15 protein-coding genes, 1 tRNA gene and 1 riboswitch are annotated in these 16001 nt (G+C 65.2%); of the genes, 6 read left to right on the top strand and 10 right to left on the bottom strand.

Annotation, left to right across the window (positions count from 1 at the left end; translation table 11 throughout):
- A partial coding sequence (locus tag A5733_RS01700) for a polysaccharide pyruvyl transferase family protein (protein ID WP_233152590.1) occupies positions 1 to 595 on the bottom strand: 595 nt, incomplete at its 3' end.
- A gap of 231 nt (positions 596 to 826) precedes the next feature.
- Between A5733_RS01700 and A5733_RS01695 the strand changes: the two genes are divergently transcribed.
- Positions 827 to 1402 carry a class I SAM-dependent methyltransferase gene (locus A5733_RS01695; protein WP_076238826.1) on the top strand — a complete coding sequence of 192 codons (576 nt, stop codon included), beginning with the start codon at positions 827 to 829 and terminating at the stop codon, positions 1400 to 1402.
- Positions 1403 to 1412: 10 nt separating this feature from the next.
- On the opposite strand, the gene A5733_RS01690 is transcribed toward A5733_RS01695, so the two are convergent.
- Together A5733_RS01690 and A5733_RS01685 are read right to left on the bottom strand one after the other, a co-directional pair.
- A complete protein-coding gene (locus tag A5733_RS01690) occupies positions 1413 to 2093 on the bottom strand; it encodes an O-methyltransferase (protein ID WP_076238841.1) in 681 nt (226 codons plus the stop codon).
- A gap of 58 nt (positions 2094 to 2151) precedes the next feature.
- Positions 2152 to 3420 (bottom strand): glycosyltransferase, encoded by a 1269-nt coding sequence (locus tag A5733_RS01685; RefSeq protein WP_076238840.1) that lies wholly within the window; start codon positions 3418 to 3420, stop codon positions 2152 to 2154.
- Between the two features lie 148 nt (positions 3421 to 3568).
- On the opposite strand from A5733_RS01685, the gene A5733_RS01680 reads away from it, so the two are divergent.
- A complete protein-coding gene (locus A5733_RS01680) occupies positions 3569 to 6643 on the top strand; it encodes an RND family transporter (protein ID WP_083665945.1) in 3075 nt (1024 codons plus the stop codon).
- Here A5733_RS01680 and A5733_RS01675 read toward each other — a convergent pair.
- Together A5733_RS01675 and A5733_RS01670 are read right to left on the bottom strand one after the other, a co-directional pair.
- Positions 6594 to 8258, bottom strand: a complete 1665-nt coding sequence (locus A5733_RS01675) for a PPE family protein (RefSeq protein ID WP_076238824.1) — start codon at positions 8256 to 8258, stop codon at positions 6594 to 6596. The two genes, A5733_RS01680 and A5733_RS01675, sit on opposite strands and share 50 nt — an antisense overlap.
- A gap of 65 nt (positions 8259 to 8323) precedes the next feature.
- Positions 8324 to 8512, bottom strand: a riboswitch (cobalamin riboswitch).
- Positions 8513 to 8516: 4 nt separating this feature from the next.
- On the bottom strand, positions 8517 to 9290 hold the full coding sequence (locus A5733_RS01670; protein ID WP_076238823.1) for an SDR family oxidoreductase: 774 nt from the start codon (positions 9288 to 9290) through the stop codon (positions 8517 to 8519).
- A gap of 153 nt (positions 9291 to 9443) precedes the next feature.
- Here A5733_RS01670 and A5733_RS01665 point away from each other — a divergent pair, with 153 nt between their 5' ends.
- Positions 9444 to 10142, top strand: a complete 699-nt coding sequence (locus tag A5733_RS01665; RefSeq protein WP_076238822.1) for a DUF899 family protein — start codon at positions 9444 to 9446, stop codon at positions 10140 to 10142.
- Complete coding sequence (locus A5733_RS01660; RefSeq protein WP_076238821.1) at positions 10139 to 10621, top strand: ATPase; 483 nt, start codon at positions 10139 to 10141, stop codon at positions 10619 to 10621. The genes A5733_RS01665 and A5733_RS01660 overlap by 4 nt, the downstream gene beginning before the upstream one ends.
- Positions 10622 to 10627: 6 nt before the next feature.
- Here A5733_RS01660 and A5733_RS01655 read toward each other — a convergent pair whose 3' ends face one another.
- Positions 10628 to 11848 carry an Ig-like domain-containing protein gene (locus tag A5733_RS01655; RefSeq protein ID WP_076238820.1) on the bottom strand — a complete coding sequence of 407 codons (1221 nt, stop codon included), beginning with the start codon at positions 11846 to 11848 and terminating at the stop codon, positions 10628 to 10630.
- A gap of 147 nt (positions 11849 to 11995) precedes the next feature.
- Between A5733_RS01655 and A5733_RS01650 the strand changes: the two genes are divergently transcribed.
- Positions 11996 to 12071, top strand: a tRNA-Lys gene (locus A5733_RS01650).
- A 92-nt stretch (positions 12072 to 12163) separates the two neighbouring features.
- Here A5733_RS01650 and A5733_RS01645 read toward each other — a convergent pair.
- Together A5733_RS01645 and A5733_RS01640 are read right to left on the bottom strand one after the other, a co-directional pair.
- On the bottom strand, positions 12164 to 12346 hold the full coding sequence (locus A5733_RS01645; RefSeq protein WP_067765536.1) for a hypothetical protein: 183 nt from the start codon (positions 12344 to 12346) through the stop codon (positions 12164 to 12166).
- A 1014-nt stretch (positions 12347 to 13360) separates the two neighbouring features.
- Positions 13361 to 13588 (bottom strand): DUF3618 domain-containing protein, encoded by a 228-nt coding sequence (locus A5733_RS01640; RefSeq protein WP_067765572.1) that lies wholly within the window; start codon positions 13586 to 13588, stop codon positions 13361 to 13363.
- Positions 13589 to 13693: 105 nt separating this feature from the next.
- On the opposite strand from A5733_RS01640, the gene bcp reads away from it, so the two are divergent.
- Positions 13694 to 14167 (top strand): thioredoxin-dependent thiol peroxidase, encoded by a 474-nt coding sequence (gene bcp / locus A5733_RS01635; RefSeq protein WP_067765570.1) that lies wholly within the window; start codon positions 13694 to 13696, stop codon positions 14165 to 14167.
- Here bcp and A5733_RS01630 read toward each other — a convergent pair.
- Entirely contained in the window at positions 14156 to 15493 is a 1338-nt protein-coding gene (locus tag A5733_RS01630) for a dipeptidase (RefSeq protein ID WP_076238819.1), read from the bottom strand. The genes bcp and A5733_RS01630 overlap by 12 nt on opposite strands.
- A gap of 106 nt (positions 15494 to 15599) precedes the next feature.
- Positions 15600 to 15992 (bottom strand): holo-ACP synthase, encoded by a 393-nt coding sequence (locus tag A5733_RS01625; RefSeq protein WP_067765530.1) that lies wholly within the window; start codon positions 15990 to 15992, stop codon positions 15600 to 15602.
- Positions 15993 to 16001: the final 9 nt, after the last annotated feature.

Below are 16001 nucleotides of genomic sequence, written 5' to 3'. Positions count from 1 at the left end.
TCTCCAACAGCGCCGCGGTCGCCCCGCGCCCCCACGCCGCGGCCGGGGCCACCACAGCCGCGCCCGGGTCATCGCCGAAGCCCAGATTCAGCCCGATCACCCCCTCCCGCGCCACCACCTGCGGCCGAGGCAACAACAACGCCGGATCCCCCACCACATCCACATCCAGCCCCACCCCGCCAAGCAACTCAGCACTACGCGGCCCACGCACCGACACCACCTGAAACCGGGACAGCAACGGCACCCACCGCTTGAGCTCATCGCTGCCGGAGGCGTTCTGCCGTCGTGGGAAGGCCGGGTCGTCGACGCCCACCCCGATGGCGTAACTGCCACCGCTGGTCGACGACATCCCCCGTCGGACCAGCCGCCGGAAGTAGCGGGTTCCCACGAGTGTTCCGCCGCCGACCACCTGGATGGCGCGCCGCAACAACCGACTCCGCCCCGTAGCCACCGCCTGCAACCGCTCCCGCGACAACACCGGAAGATCGACAAACCGCGCCCCACAAAGCTGCGCACGCACCGCCTCATAAATCGCGTCATCACCCAGATTGCCCCGCCCGTGCCAACCCAGATAACCCACCACCGGTCCCACCACGTGCGGTATTGCGGCTCTATCGATTTCCCGGCTAAGACTCATGAGAGGACTTTCTCTGCAATTGCGCAGCGGCTGCACTGGATAACCATCGGCTACCCGCCGCGGGACGGCTGAGTCGATGTTAGCCTTCGAAAACAAAAGGCGCGGCGCATAGTTCGGAGGGAAACCGGTCACTCAAGGGCGAAGAAATCTTCTGTCACATAATTTCACAGTTTCGAGGAGTTTCAGCAAATGTTGAGAGCGCTTGGCGCCCTTCGTCAAAAGACCGATTACCGCCGATGGGCAGAACCCCGCAATATTTACGCGTCGTGGGAAAGCCGCACCCAGCGGGCGGCGGAACTGATCCCACACGGCAGCCGCGTCATCGAGTTCGGCGCAGCCAAGCGGGTTTTGGAGCGCCATTTGAATCCGTCCTGCACCTACGTGCCGTCCGACATCGTCGACCGTGGTCCGGGAACGCTCGTCGCCGATCTCAACAATCGGCCATTGCCCGAAATCGGTGCCGGAGTCTACGACGCCGCAGTGTTCATGGGTGTGCTCGAGTACATCCGCGACTTGCCGGCGGTGGTGGATTGGCTGGCCGACCGCGTCGCAACCTGCGTGGTGTCCTATGCCTGCGCTCCGGCCGACGCCCACTCGTTGCGGGCGCTACGCGGTGCCGTCGTGCGCCTGCAGCACGGCTGGATGAACAGCTACAGCGCAGAGCAGTTACGGCGCCTGTTCTCCGACCGCGGCTACGCGGCGCCGCACGAGGAGCTCTGGGAAGATCAGCGGCTGTTCGTCTTTTCGCAGCACGCCGCGTCCTGAAGAGCGCACGTCACCGGCACTCCACCAGCCCCAGCCGGCTGTTGCGCCGAAATTCCACCGCCCCCGCGACGGCGTCGGATTTACCGATCTCCAGCCACGCCTCGTGCATGCCCTGGCCGTAGGTGATGTCGTCGAACAGCACCAGACCACCCGGGGACATCAGCGGCTGCAAGATCTTCCACTGCTCGATCACGAAGTCATACGTGTGGATACCGTCGACGAAAGCCAGATCGATCGGTCCCGGGACGGTACCAACGTGATCCTCGAAAGCCCCGCGGGTCAACGTGAATCGGCTCGACAACTCTGAGATCGACCGCTCCGCGACGTCCGCCCAGGAGTCGTTGATCTCGAAGCTGTACAGGTGCCCGGACCGGTTGGCCTCCAGACCCGCGGCGAAATACATGCCGGACACCCCGAAACCCGATCCGAACTCCACCACCGTCTGTGGCTTACGTTGCATGACCAGCCAGGCGTAGAGATCACCTTGGAACGCCGGCGAGCTGACATCACGCGGGGTGTACTTCACCTCTGGCAACTCATATTCCGGGGCCAGATGCTGAGGCCCGAGCCGATCGTGATTGGCCGCCGCGATGGCTTCGATCCGTTCTTTCTGCGGCGCAGCGGGAAAGCGGCCGGGCAGATCGGCGATCCAGCCGCCGCGAGAAATCCATTTCAGGCCACGCTTGAACACCTCCGCAGTGTAACCACGATTTCGCGCAGGCGGCGTGCTGCGCTCGACCACCACACCCTCATCGCGAAGATGTATCGGCTTTCAGCGCACGGTGTTTGCGCACCGCCGCCTCAAGGAGATCGGCTGTCGTCGCGACACTGTCGGCCGGTCTGGTCATGCCGGCTGCCACCTCACGGGCGCGCCGGGCGGCCCGCGGCGCCAGCACGGTCCGCAGCCCGGCCAGCAGTGAAGCCGGTGTGGTTTTCGAAAAGCGTTCGGCGGTGCCGACTTGCATGCGTTTGACCTGGGCGGCCCACACCGGTTGATCGGCTCCCACCCACAGGACCAACGTCGGTTTTCCGGCCCGTAGACCGGCCGCCGTGGTGCCCGCCCCGCCGTGGTGGACCACCGCGCGGCACAGCGGAAACACCGCGGCGTGGTTGACCGCGCCGACGACCTTGACATGGTCGGCGACGGACGCATCGTCGAGATCCCAGGCGCCCGAGCTGATCAATGCCCGCTCCCCCAGTTCGGCACAGACCGAGGCGATCATCTTGACGGCCTCGGCGGCCGAGCGCACCGGCATACTGCCAAAACCGAAGTAGATCGGAGATTTTCCCGCCGTTGCCCACGCCGTCACCTCGTCGTCGCGGGCTGTGGCGAGCTCCAACGTCATCGCGCCGACGAAAGGGCGACCGTCTTGCCACTCCTCGCGCAGGCCCGGAAAGAACACGTTGTCATAGGCCTGTATCTCGAGCGCGCCACGCTCGACGATGCGCCGCACCGACGGGGTCCTGGCTGCGGGCATACCCAATTCCCGTCGCTGCGTGTCCTCGGCCTGTTTCAACAACCGCCAATAGACCCACTCGGCGACGCCCCAGGCCGGCCTGATGAGATGCCTGGGAAGCGGCACGGGGAAAATCTGGCTATTTGCCCGGTGGGGAAAGAAATGCAGTGTGGCCAGCGGAATCCGTTGGTACTCGGCGATGTTGGCGACCACCTCCTGATATGTGGTGCCGGTGAGGACCAGGTCGGCACCGTGGGTCAACTCGGCTGCGGTGGCACTCATCTGCGCCCAGCCCTGGACCATGTACTCACGGCTCTCACGAAGCACCCGGAGCGGATTGCGAATTTTCCAGGCATCCCGAAAAGCGTCGGCTTCCAGCTGTTTTTGCGAATCCACCCCATACACAGCAACTGGCGAGAGCCCGACACCCTCGACGAAGGGGACGAGGTTGGGCGGGACGGCAAGGCGCACATCGTGTCCGCGACGCCGAAGCTCCAAGCTCACCGCAGCACACGGTTCGATGTCGCCACGGGTTCCGTGGGCCGCCACCGCAAATCTCATCATCTGCCCCGCTCGCGAATTCGTGGACACTCGAACGCTATAAGGGCTGACCTGGGTTCTCAACCGCCCCCTGACCTGATCATGAAAGCCGTTGGCCGAGACAGGTTTGGCCCACGGCCCGACATTCCGCGCGTGTAGCATGACGCAGATGTTCCGGTGCGGCTTGCCACGGAATGCGTTCTCGCGGGTGGGATTCTCCGGTTTGGGCAAGTACATCGTCCGCCACCCATTGCTGGTCATCGCGGCGTGGCTGGCGCTCGCCGGCGTGCTGTTGATGACGGTGCCCCAACTCAATGCCGTGGCGGAGCGAAATCCGCCCGGCTTCCTGCCCGCTGACTCCGCAGTCTTCGCTGCCGGCAACGATATGCAGAAGGCGTTCAACGAAACTGGCGGCGGAAATGTCGCAATTGCGATCCTGAGCAACGAGAACGGCTTGACTCCAGCGGATGAGCAGACCTACCGCTCACTGGTGGACACACTGCGGTCGGACACCGCCAATGTGCTCTCAACTCAGGACTTCGTAAGCATTCCCGAACTTCGCCAGGTGATGACCAGCGAGGACAACAAAGCCTGGCAGTTGCCGATCAGCCTGGGCGGGACAATGGGAACCGCTGAAGGCCAGACGGCTTACCGGCATGTCGTCGACGTGGTCCGGAAGGCGACCGCGGGCACCTCGTTGTCGGCCGAGGTGATCGGTCCGGCCGCCACGTTCGAAGACGTCGTCAAGCTGGGTGAACACGATCAACACATCATCGAGGCCGCCACCGTCCTGATCGTGCTGACGATCTTGATCATCGTCTATCGGAACGTGGTGGCCATGCTGCTTCCGCTGGCGATGATGGCGGTGGCCCTGGTGGTCGCCGAACAGGCGGTCGCCGGCCTCGGGGCGATCCATCTGATCGGTCTGGGCCCCCAGACGCTGATGTTGATGACCGCGATGATGATGGGCGCCGGGACCGACTACGCCATCTTCCTGTTCAGCCGCTATCACGAGTGTGTCCGATCCGGGCTCAGTTCCGACGACGCCGTCGTCGCGGCCCTCGAGTCGATCGGACGGGTGATCGCCGGCTCGGCGGGCACCGTCGCCATCACCTTTCTCGGGCTGGCTTTCACCAAACTGGGCGTCTTCTCGACGGTCGGGCCGGCCCTGTCGGTCACGATCGGCTTCGGATTTCTGGCCTCGGTCACGCTGCTGCCCGCGCTCATCGTGCTCGTGGGGCGGCGCGGCTGGGTGAAGCCCCGCAAGGATCTGACCGGGCGCTGGTGGCGACGGTCCGGTGTGCACATCGTGCGCAGGCCCGTCGTCCACCTCGCCACCAGCCTCGCCGTACTGCTCGCCCTGGCCGGCTGCGCGCTGCTGGTGAACTTCAACTACGACGACCGCAAGAACCTGCCCGACGACGCACACAGCAACCTCGGATACGCGGCACTGGACAAGCACTTCCCGGTCAGCAGTACCGTCCAGCAGTTCATCCTGATCCAGTCGCCGCGGGACCTGCGCAGCCCCAAGGCATTGGCCGACATGGAGCAGATGGCTCACCGGGTCAGCCAACTGCCCGACATCGAGATGGTGCGCGGGGTGACCCGCCCGACCGGTGAGATGCTCAAGGAAGCCCGCGCGACGTACCAGGCCGGCGAAGTGGGCGGCAAGCTCAACGACGCGTCCACTCTCATCGCCGACAACGATCCCAGGCTCTCGCTGTTGAGCGGGGGCGCACACAAACTCGCCGACGCCCTGGGCGAGGTGCGCAATCAGGTGAGCAATGCGATCCTGTCGGTACGTCCGCTCGCCGGGGCGTTGGCGGACATGCAGCGCAAGTACGGCGGCGCCAAAACCCTCGACGAGATCGATCAGACCGCCAAACTCGTGGCCAACATGCGCGCGCTGGGCCGTGCGTTGGGCGTCAACCTGGCTCAGATCACCGACGTCTACAAGTGGGCCGCACCGGTGGTGGCCGCGCTCGACGCCGGTCCGGCCTGCAGCGCCGATCCGGCGTGTGTCGCGGCGCGGGCCGACCTCCAGCACATCGTGGATGCCAAGAACAACGGAACCCTCGACAAGTTCGCCGAACTCGGCCGGCAGTTGGAGTCCACAGAGGGCAGCGAGACCCTCGACGAGGCCGTCGAAGGGCTGGGCCGAACCATCACCGAAGCCACGGAGTCGGCACGCGAACTCGGTCTCGACACCGACACCGGCATCCAGCAGCAGCTCGGCAAGTTGCAGCAGGGCGCGGATCTGCTGGCCGATTCCAGCCGCCAACTCGCCGACGGCGTACAACTTCTCGTCGATCAGACCAGGAACATGGGTCAGGGCCTGGATCAGGCCTCGGAGTTCCTGTTGGCGATGAAGCGGGACGCAGCCGACCCCCAGATGTCCGGCTTCTACATTCCTCCACAGATATTGACCCAGGAGGAATTCAACAAGGCGGCAGCGCTTTTCGTCTCCGCCGACGGACACACCGTCCGATACCTCGTGCAGACTTCGCTCGATCCGTTCGGCACCGAGGCCATGGACCAGGTCAAGGAGATCGTCAAGACCGCCGAAAGTGCCCGCCCCAACACGACATTGGAGGACGCCAAGATCTCCCTGGTCGGCTTCTCGTCGATACAGAACGAAATGCGCAACTACTACGACGGCGACATCCGGTTCATCATCATCGTCACCCTCGTCGTCGTCTTCCTCATCCTCGCCGCACTGCTACGTTCGCTCATCGCGCCCATCTACCTGGTCCTGTCGGTCGTCCTGTCCTACATGTCGGCACTGGGGATCGGGGTGATCTTCTTCCAGTTCCTGCTCGGTAAGGAGATCGTCTGGACGGTCCCGGGAATGGCGTTCCTGGTGCTGGTCGCCGTCGGTGCCGACTACAACCTGCTGCTCATCTCACGAATCCGCGACGAGTCCGAACGCGGGATGCGCACAGCGGTCATCCGCACCATCGGCGCCACCGGCGGAGTCATCACCTCGGCCGGATTGATCTTCGCCGCATCGATGTTCGGCCTGACCTTCAGCAGCCTCACGGCGGCCATGCAGATCGGCTTCATCATCGGCGTCGGCCTACTCCTGGACACCTTCCTGGTACGCACCATCACCGTGCCGGCCACCGCGGTGTTGATCGGTAAGGCAAGTTGGTGGCCGACCAAGCCGCCCACGACGAAGTCGGGGCCGAACGAGTTCAACCCGAGCGATCGTCCTGCCACGAGCTCGGCAGCATCGGAGCCTTGACGGCGCCGTCGAACGAATCACCGTCCAGGGCAGCCAAACCGGCCGGCCGCCCGGCGGTGCTCTTCGAGTCGGTATCAGCGAAACCGATCTGCCCGGCACCCTGATCCGACGGCGTCACATCCGCCCACTCCTCGGACCCGGAGTCCAGATACTCGTAGCGTCGACCAAGCTGCTGGGCCTTGGCCCGGCGGCGTCGCGCCGTCCGTTCTTTCTTGGGTTCCACGGCGCGCACCGCGGCCGGCATCTCGGTGTCCTCCGGTGCGGACGCCGTCCGGCGGGCCCGGCTGCGCGCCGACTGCCGGGCTTCGGCAGACAGTGCGGCGGCCATGTAGCCCAACGCATCAAGGTTGCCCAACGTCGGTGGTGCCGTCGGCGCCGGCGGAGAGGCCGGCGGAGCCGACGGGGCTGCGGGTGCCGAGGCCACCGACGACGTGGGGGCGGGCGACGGCGCAGTCGGGGGCGCCGGGCTGGGAGTGAGGGCGAGGCCGACGGGCGGCGGTGCGGGCGGAGCCATCGGCACCACCGGAAGCGCGTTGTGCAGTCCCGCAATTCCGGCCGCGCCGATGACACCTCCGGCCGTCAACACCGGCGCGGCGGCAACCGCTGCAACCAACATCGGTAGCAGCGCGGGCAGGGCCGCGACGAGTACCGACTCCAGCAACGTTTTCACCAGGGCGATCGTGTCGGTGGTGAACGCCACGAACATCGCGCCGGCGCCGAAGAGCAACGTGTAGGCGATGGCCACCGGATTGCCCGAGGCGAACGCCAACCCGATATCCGCCGCGACGAACGCGGCGGTCTGTGACAGGTAGGCGACATACTGCGAGATGTCCATCGGATAGCCGAGCGCGAAGGCCAGGTTGAGCGGATGGAAGAAGCTCAACGGGTTGCCGGTCCACGGCAGATACGGATCGATCCCGGCGAACAGTTCCGAGAAGAACGGATCGTTGTTCAACGCCTGGATCAGTGGATCCAGGACCTGGTCGTAAAAGTCGGTGTAGCCGATCTGATCGAGCCAGTTCAGATAGTCGTCCTGCCTGTCCGGTGGCGCCTCGGAGGCCGACGTCAGGGAGAACGGCTTCAGAATCTCTGGTGCCGCAACGCTTTCCGGCGATGCCGCCACCGCCGAGGTGGCGACAGCGTCGTACACCTGCATCGCGGTGGCGGCCTGAATCCACATCCGCACGTAATCCGCTTCGTTCAGGGCGATCGGGATGGTGTTGACGCCGAAGAAGTTGGTGCCCAGCAACACCGCGTGGGTGGCGTGGTTGGCGGCCAGTTCGCCCAGTGTCGGCATCGCGGCCAATGCCGTGGCGTAGGCGGCGGCCGCGGTTTCGTGTTGCGCTGCACGCGTTGCGCTTTCGGCGCTTTGTTGCGTCAGCCAGGCCAGGTAGGGCCCATGGGCCGCCACATATGCTGTCGCACTTGGCCCTTCCCACGCGCCCGCTCCCACGTCGGCCAGCACCGCCGTCAACTCAGCGGCAACCTCGGCATATTCGGTGCTCAGGGCGGTCCACGCACCCGCGGCTGCGAGCAGTGATCCCGGCCCCGGTCCGGCGGACAACAGGCTGGACCAGACTTCGGGCGGCGAGGCCAGATAGATCGCGGCGGCCATCACTGACCGCCCCATGCTTCGAAGGACACGGGTCGTCGTCAGCTCTCTCGGGGTACTCCGCCCCGGGTAGCAGGATGCGATGACGCGAGTGTCCTGGCTCTCGGATCACAGCTCGCCTCGCCTTCCAGCTTGCGCCGTGGCAGTTGAGGGTCGCTCCCCGATGACAGTGGCGGGACCGCGCCGGATTCACACCGGCTTCCTACGTCGTCATCACCTAACCGGCGAATTATGGCACATCACAGCCGGTCCCGATTCGGGCTACTTCTGCGCGCGCCCGGCGCCCTTCTTGATCCGCGGGGCCAACTGCACGATCTCGGGCACCACGGTCGGGTTTTCGTAGGCGGTCGTCACGAGTGACACCAGAGTGTTGGCGACATCGCCCAGGGCCGACATCCGGGCGGGCAGCGCCCCTTGGGCCACCCACGTCTTGAGCAACTGGTCCAACAGGTCGCGGTCGGCGCCGCGCAGGATCTCGGTGTCCTCGGTGGGGCCGATGCCGACCCGCAGCAGCGACAGCTCCGGGTGCTCGATACGCCACGAATGCAGAATCTCGTCGAGGGCGGCCTTGCTTGCGCTGTACGCCGCCACACCCGCGCGCGGACGCCCGACGTCATAGCTGGAGGCCACCAGGACCACACCGTTTTCCGACAGCCGGGGCGCCGCGGCCCGCAACACGTTGTTGGCCCCGACGGTGTTGACGCTGAACGCGTGCAACCACGTGGCCACGTCGGTGTCCTCGATGTAGGCGAACGGGATCACTGTGCTGGTGAACACCACGGCATCCAGACCGCCCAGTGCGTCGGCGGCCTCGTTGACGACGCGGTTGATGGCCGCGGAGTCCTCGACGTCGAGCTCGAACGCGTCTCCGCCAGTGGCCTCGGCCAGGGAATTCAGCAGATCGATGCGTCGCGCCGCCACGGCGACCTTGGCGCCGCGTTCAGTGGCACTGATCGCAACCGCGTGGCCGATGCCCGACGAGGCACCGACGACGAGGAGACGCAGTCCGGCTGCGTCGGCTCGTTGGCTGCTCATTCTGGATCAACCTCCATGGTCCATCTCAAGACGTGTCTCAAGGTCTTAGGTCACCCTTCGCTCGTCGGACAGTACCGCGTGCGATGAGTTTCGGTCGCGCGGTGGGTCCACTTTGGAAGACCGAGTTTCACCCGACGGCAGTCAGGAGTCCCCATGACGACAGAGACGACGCGCGGGAAGCCTCCGATCGTCGACCAACAGACCTGGCGCAATGCACTCGACGAGCTACGGCAACGGGAGAAAGCAGCCACCCGCGAGTTGGACGCGATCGCCGCCGCACGGCGGCGGTTACCGATGGTCGAGTTGCCCGACTACACGCTGATCGGCGCAGACGGTCCGGTACGCCTGGCCGACGTGTTCGACGGCCACTCCCAGTTGATCACCTACCACCACATGTGGACCGACGGTGCCGAATGGCAGTGCGGCGGCTGTACCGGTTTCACCTCGCAGTTCACCCGCCTGGACTTCCTGGACAACTACGACGCCCGTTTCGTCATCGTCACCAACGGCCCGATCGAGGAAGCGCTGGCCTACTGCGACAAGGTCGGCAACCGCATGGACTGGTACTCGTCGTCGGAGAGTTCTTTCGGTACCGACGTCGACGCCCCACCCAACGGCGGCTTTGCCGTCAACGTCTTCCTGCGTGACGGCAGCACCGTCTACCGCACCTGGCACACCAACGGCCGCGGCACCGAACAACTCAGCCACTCCTTCGCCCTGATCGACCTACTGCCCTACGGCCGTCAGGAGGAATGGCTGGATTCGCCGGAAGGATGGCCATCGCAGCCCACATACTCGGGCTGGCTGGACAGCCCCGACATCGCCCGAATCTACGGAAAGGACCACGTATGACCGCGTCATCAGACACCCGTGAGCGCTACGTCGTCACCCGCACCGTCCCGGCCTCCCCGGCCCAGGTGTTCGCCGTCCTGGCCGACCCGGCCCGCCACTGTGACACCGAGCCTGGTGACTGGGTGCGGGACGCAGTCGATCCCGCGCCGATCACCGCGACCGGCCAGATCTTCGCGATCAACATGTTCCTGCCACAGGCCGGCGGCCACTACGTCATGCACAACCTGGTGAGCGAGTTCGACGAGAATCGCAGCATCGCGTGGCTGCCCGGTCAGCTCGACGCACAAGGCCGGCATGACCCGGGTGGATGGTCCTGGCACTACGAGCTGACGCCGAATGGCGACCAGACCGACGTCACGCTGACCTACGACTGGACCGACACTCCGGCCAGCTTCCGCGAGCAGATCGGCGGGATGCCGCCGTTCGGCACCGATTTCCTCGCCGAATCGCTTGCCGCACTGGAACGTTCGCTCAGATAGCCTCGATCAGGTGCTGGCGTTGCCGGCGCGCCATTGCTCCCAGGGGATGTTCCAGTCCCCCAGGCCCTCGGTGCCCGGCAACACCGGGCCGACGGTGTTGACGACCTCGACGATGTCACCGCGTTTGGTGTTCTCGTAGAACCAGCGGGCATTGGCCGTGCTGACATTGAGGCAGCCGTGGCTGACATTGCTGTAGCCCTGGCTGCCGACCGACCACGGTGCGCCGTGCACATAGATGCCGCTGTAGGACATCTGGGTCGCGAAGTCGACCTCGGTGCGATAACCGTTGGGTGAGTTGACCGGCACCCCGTAGGTCGACGAATCCATCACCATGTGGTCGAAGCGGTCGCCGACGATGTAGATCCCGTTGTTGGTCGGAGAACTGTTCTTGCCCATCGAGATCGGCATGCTTTTGACCACCTGACCGTTGCGCCGCACGGTCAACGTCTTGGTGTTGTCATCGGCGCTGGCGATCACCTCGTCGCCGATCGTGAAATGGGTCGTGACATTGCCCTGACCGAACAATCCGTCACCCAACTCGACACCGTAGGTGTTGACGGTGACGTCCACCGAGGTGCCGGGCTTCCAGTATTTGGCTGGGCGCCAACGGACTTCGCGATTATTGAGCCAGTAGAAGGCACCCTCGACCGGTGGATTGGTCTTGACCGTGATGGCGCGCTGGGCCGCGACCCGGTCGCTGATGTTCTCGTCGAAGCGGACGGCGATGGGTTGACCCACGCCCACCACTTCCCCGTCGTTCGGCAGCAGGTAGGGCATCGTCAGGTTCGCCGGCGAATGTGTCTCGAACCGCATCCGGCGATTGGTGACGCCGCCCAGGCCCAGCGACTGGGCATTGAGGGTGTACTGCTCGTTGTAGTCGAGTGGATCGGTGGTCGACCACGTCAGCCCGTCGGGACTGAACTTCCCGGCGACGCTGACGCCGTCTTCGTTGGTCATCGTCACGCCACCGAGCACACCGTTCTCGGCGCTCACCGTGACCGGCGCTTCGACTTTCACCCCGACCGCGCCATCGGTCACCGAGGCCTTGACCCTGGGCACCAACAAATCACCGTAGGGCGTGCCCTTGTCGGTGATCACGGGCGGCGGGCCCGGCGGTTCCGACCCGCCACACGCGCTCAAGGCCAGCATCATCGCGGGCACCATGGCAACAACCGTCCGCCGGAAGATATCCCGATACGGACGGGTCACTGTCTGGACCTGCCCCATGTTGATCGCACCCCTCGTACGGTCGATAGCAAATTCTTGGCAATAGTCTAAGGGCTACCGGCCGCGGATGCGCATCCAGCGGGCGGCAGAAGGCCGCTACCAGCGGATTTCACGGTTGGCGGAATGTCCTGTTATTGTCTCTCACGCGCGCCGTTAGCTCAGTTGGTAGAGCAGCTGACTCTTAATCAGCGGGTCCGGGGTTCGAAACCCTGACGGCGCACCAACCAAAAACCCTGCCTCGGCAGGGTTTTTGTGTTTGGTCTGCGCAGGATCGGTGCGGGGTTGCCGCAACTGTCCGAGATCTATCTGGCTGGTCTATCTGGCTCGAGACCCGTCGGCAAGCCTGTCGCCGACACTCGGTTCGGCTTCTTCCAACAGCATCTCTACCGCCCCGGCCAGATGCGCGGCTGCGTAGCCGTGATCCCGGTACTGCTCGCTCTTGAAGCGATCGAGCTCCCGGCGTAGATCGCCGAGGGTTTCATCGCTCACGTGCGCCATATGGCTACCTCCAGTCGGTGTGACCACGGCTCACGTCGCCATACAGGTTCGACATGAGCCATGGGGTCTATCAGCGAATGGCGACGGATCCGTCGCGATCGACTGCACCGGCGACAGCACATGCAGCGGTCCTGGCAAACGGCATAAATGTTAGCTGCAACGCAATACCCCCTTGTCACACGATCGTTCCGTGTTGCGGCCGGGATCGCGATGCGGGTCCGCCACCCCGATCCTGACCCGAGGACGACCTTAGCTGGACACCTATACGCTAGCAACCGATTCCACGAGAAAGAGCCGATCCGACCCTGCAATTCAGCGGTTTTCGGGTTTCGCGGTACTTCATGCGCCCGTTGCGCCGAGCGGCTGGGTGTACCAGAGCGAAACGCGTTTGCCAATCATTTGCCGCGTCAGATCTCCGGCGCGACGATCCCGACACGGCACCTCATGCAATTGCCTCAGCAAACATTGCCGCCGGCCGCACCCCGCGCCGAGCAGGCACGCGCGGCCCGTTCGACAGGTCGACGCGGCGGCCCACGAGCTTTGCGGCAGACGGGCCGTCGCCGCCGGACAAAACAATGCCAAACGGCATGAGTTTATGTGCTGACAATCGGGGTAAGAATGGGCGGGAGCGACAATCGACCGAATGTTGACGCCTATGCAAGTTACTGTCAAGCATTGGAAACCGGCAGTTTCGCTGTTCAGACGCTGGAACCTGTGTTAGCCTCGCGTTAGCTGATTCGTTGCGACTCGGCATCGCTGGGCGAATACGCCAAGATGAGAGGTGTTAGCTGATGGCTACCGCAGGTGGCATCGAACCTACGGCTAGATCAACCTCCGCTTTTGTTGCTGCACACCAACCGGTCATGGTGCACAGCTGCAACCGGCTCGGGCGTGTCGCCAATCCGCCGAGTTTTTCGTTGGCGGATTTCCTGTTGTTCCGCCGCCGCTGAGCGGCGTATCGGCCTGAGCCGCTGAGCGGCGTATCGGCTTGAGCCGCTGAGCGGCTCGTCAGGCTCAGTGGCGCTTGATCCGCCGGATGACGATGACCACCACCAACACTCCCGCGCCGGCCAATGAGGCGGTGACGGCGGGCTTCTTGACGAAACCGATCACCGCCGACTTGAGATCGTCGGCCAGCCGCTGCGGGTTGGCCCGCTCGGCCAGGGAGTCGACAGTCAACGCCAGTTGATCGCGAGCCTGATCGATGTCCCGCTTGATGCTCTCCGGGTCCCGGTTCGCCACTGTGTGCTCCTCCAAGCCGCTCCATGTCGTGCTGCCCTGCCGCACTACCCTAGATCAGCCGGTCCCGTGACGACGGAACCGGTCGACAAGAAGGGATACCCACGCATGCCGCCAACCCCGCGCCTGGAGGTGGGAGACACCGCCCCGGCTTTCAGCCTGCCCGACGCCGACGGCAACGTCGTCAAGCTCTCCGACTACAAGGGCCGCAAGGTCATCGTCTACTTCTACCCGGCCGCGTCGACCCCCGGTTGCACCAAGCAGGCGTGCGACTTCCGCGACAACCTCGCCGAACTCAACGGTGCTGGGCTCGATGTCGTGGGCATCTCTCCGGACAAGCCGGAAAAGTTGGCCAAGTTCCGCGACAAGGAAGGGCTGACCTTCCCGTTGCTGTCGGACCCTGACCGTGAGGTGCTCACGGCCTGGGGCGCATTCGGTGAAAAAACCATGTACGGCAAGACCGTTCAGGGTGTGATCCGCTCGACGTTCCTCGTCGACGAAAAGGGCAAGATCGCCGTCGCGCAGTACAACGTGCGGGCCACCGGCCACGTCGCCAAGTTGCGCCGCGACCTATCGGTCTGACTGCCCCAGCTTCTCCAGCAGTAGCGCCTCGGCCGTCGCCGCCTTCTCCAGCACACCCAGGTGCAGGCTTTCGTTCACGCTGTGCGCCTGGGTGGCGGGGTCCTCGACCCCGGTCACCAGGATCGTCGCGGCCGGGAACGCCTCGGCGAATTCGGCGATGAACGGAATCGATCCCCCCATGCCCATGTCGACCGGATCGGTGCCCCAGGCAGTGTGGAACGCCGCACGCGCGGCGTCGTAGACCGGCCCGGTGGCGTCGATGGCATAGGGCTGACCGACGTCGCCCGGGGTGACGGTGACCTGGGCACCCCAGGGCGCATGCGCCTCGAGGTGACGGGTCAGTGCCGCCAGATGGGCGTGAGCGTCGCCGCCGGGCGCCACGCGCATGCTGATCTTGGCGCGCGCCCGCGGGATCAGGGTGTTCGACGACTTGTCGATGGGCGTGGTGTCGATCCCGATGACGGTGATCGCCGGTTTGGCCCACATACGTTGCACCACTGAGCCCGAACCGATTTCGGATACGCCGTCCAACAGCCCCGACTCTTGCCGGACCCAGTCGGGCCCGCGGTCGACGTCAGCCGCGGACGCTTCGTGCAGACCGGCGACTGCGACGTTGCCGTCGTCGTCGTGCAGGCTGGCCAACAGCCGCACCAGCACGCTCAGCGCATCCGGCACCACCCCGCCCCACAGCCCCGAGTGCAGACCGTGGTCCAGGGTGGCCACCTCGACCACACAGTCGGCCAGGCCCCGCAGGGTCACCGTGAGCGACGGGATCTCGGTGCTCCAGTTGTCCGAGTCGGCGATGACGATGACGTCGGCGGCCAGGGCCTCTTTGTGTGCGGACAGCAGGGCACCCAAGGACGGCGATCCGGATTCCTCTTCACCTTCGACGAAGACCGTGACGCCCACCGGGGGCTTGCCGTCGAAGGCCCGGATCGCGGCCAGATGTGTTGCGATACCGGCCTTGTCGTCGGCGGTGCCGCGACCGTAGAGCCGTCCGTCACGTTCGGTGGGCTCGAACGGCGCGGAGTCCCACTGGGCTGGATTGCCTTCGGGCTGTACGTCATGGTGGGCATACAGCAGCACGGTGGGCGCGCCGGCCGGCGGCGGATAGTGCGCGATGACGGCTGGGGCGCCACCTTCGCTGACGATCCGGACCTCGGGAAACCCGGCGTCCGACAACAGCTTTGCGACTGCCTCGGCGCTACGGTGCACCTCGTCGCGGCGGGCCGGGTCGGCCCATACCGATTGGATGCGGACCAGATCCTCCAGGTCGGACCGCACCGACGGCAATACCCGCTGCACCCGCGCCACCACATCACTCATGGTGACGAGCGTAGTAGGTCCCGCATCCCCCGCGAGCAGACGCAGATGTACCCGACACGCCGTGGCGAACGGTACATCTGTGTCTGCTCGCGCAGAGAAGTCCGCGTTAAAGCTCCTCGATGATGGCCACCGCCGCCGCGGTATCGGCCTCATGGGTGAGCGAGACGTGGATGTTCACGCTCTCCAGGTGCTTGGCGATATCGCCGGACAGCCGCACCTTGGGCCGGCCCCACATGTCGGTGACCACCTCGATGTCGCGGTGGATTCCCTCCGGCAGGGCCGGACGCTTGGAGAACCGGGAACTCGACCAGGCCTTGATCACGGCCTCCTTGGCCGCCCACCGAGCCGCCAGGTGCCGGGCCGCCGACGAACTCTTGTCGGCGGCGTCCCGGCGCTCCCCTGGCGTGAACGTCTCGGCGAACACCGTTCCCGGCCGGTCTACCTGCTCGGCGAAATCCGGAATGGAAACCAGATCGATGCCTACGCCCACAATCGCCACGCCGCGACC

It is taken from the genome of Mycobacterium sp. NS-7484 (genome assembly GCF_001953975.1).
Lineage (GTDB): Bacteria > Actinomycetota > Actinomycetes > Mycobacteriales > Mycobacteriaceae > Mycobacterium.
This window is presented reverse-complemented; position numbering and strand designations above follow the sequence as displayed.

What these genes read in the sequence shown, in the direction of transcription:
- A5733_RS01660 (WP_076238821.1), top strand. Translation starts at nt 10,139, where the DNA reads ATGACCGCGTCATCAGACACCCGTGAGCGCTACGTCGTCACCCGCACC.
- bcp (WP_067765570.1), top strand. Translation starts at nt 13,694, where the DNA reads ATGCCGCCAACCCCGCGCCTGGAGGTGGGAGACACCGCCCCGGCTTTC.
- A5733_RS01645 (WP_067765536.1), bottom strand. Translation starts at nt 12,346, where the DNA reads ATGGCGCACGTGAGCGATGAAACCCTCGGCGATCTACGCCGGGAGCTC.
- A5733_RS01685 (WP_076238840.1), bottom strand. Translation starts at nt 3,420, where the DNA reads ATGAGATTTGCGGTGGCGGCCCACGGAACCCGTGGCGACATCGAACCG.
- A5733_RS01680 (WP_083665945.1), top strand. Translation starts at nt 3,569, where the DNA reads ATGTTCCGGTGCGGCTTGCCACGGAATGCGTTCTCGCGGGTGGGATTC.
- A5733_RS01665 (WP_076238822.1), top strand. Translation starts at nt 9,444, where the DNA reads ATGACGACAGAGACGACGCGCGGGAAGCCTCCGATCGTCGACCAACAG.
- A5733_RS01675 (WP_076238824.1), bottom strand. Translation starts at nt 8,258, where the DNA reads ATGGCCGCCGCGATCTATCTGGCCTCGCCGCCCGAAGTCTGGTCCAGC.
- A5733_RS01670 (WP_076238823.1), bottom strand. Translation starts at nt 9,290, where the DNA reads ATGAGCAGCCAACGAGCCGACGCAGCCGGACTGCGTCTCCTCGTCGTC.
- A5733_RS01630 (WP_076238819.1), bottom strand. Translation starts at nt 15,493, where the DNA reads ATGAGTGATGTGGTGGCGCGGGTGCAGCGGGTATTGCCGTCGGTGCGG.
- A5733_RS01695 (WP_076238826.1), top strand. Translation starts at nt 827, where the DNA reads ATGTTGAGAGCGCTTGGCGCCCTTCGTCAAAAGACCGATTACCGCCGA.
- A5733_RS01655 (WP_076238820.1), bottom strand. Translation starts at nt 11,848, where the DNA reads ATGGGGCAGGTCCAGACAGTGACCCGTCCGTATCGGGATATCTTCCGG.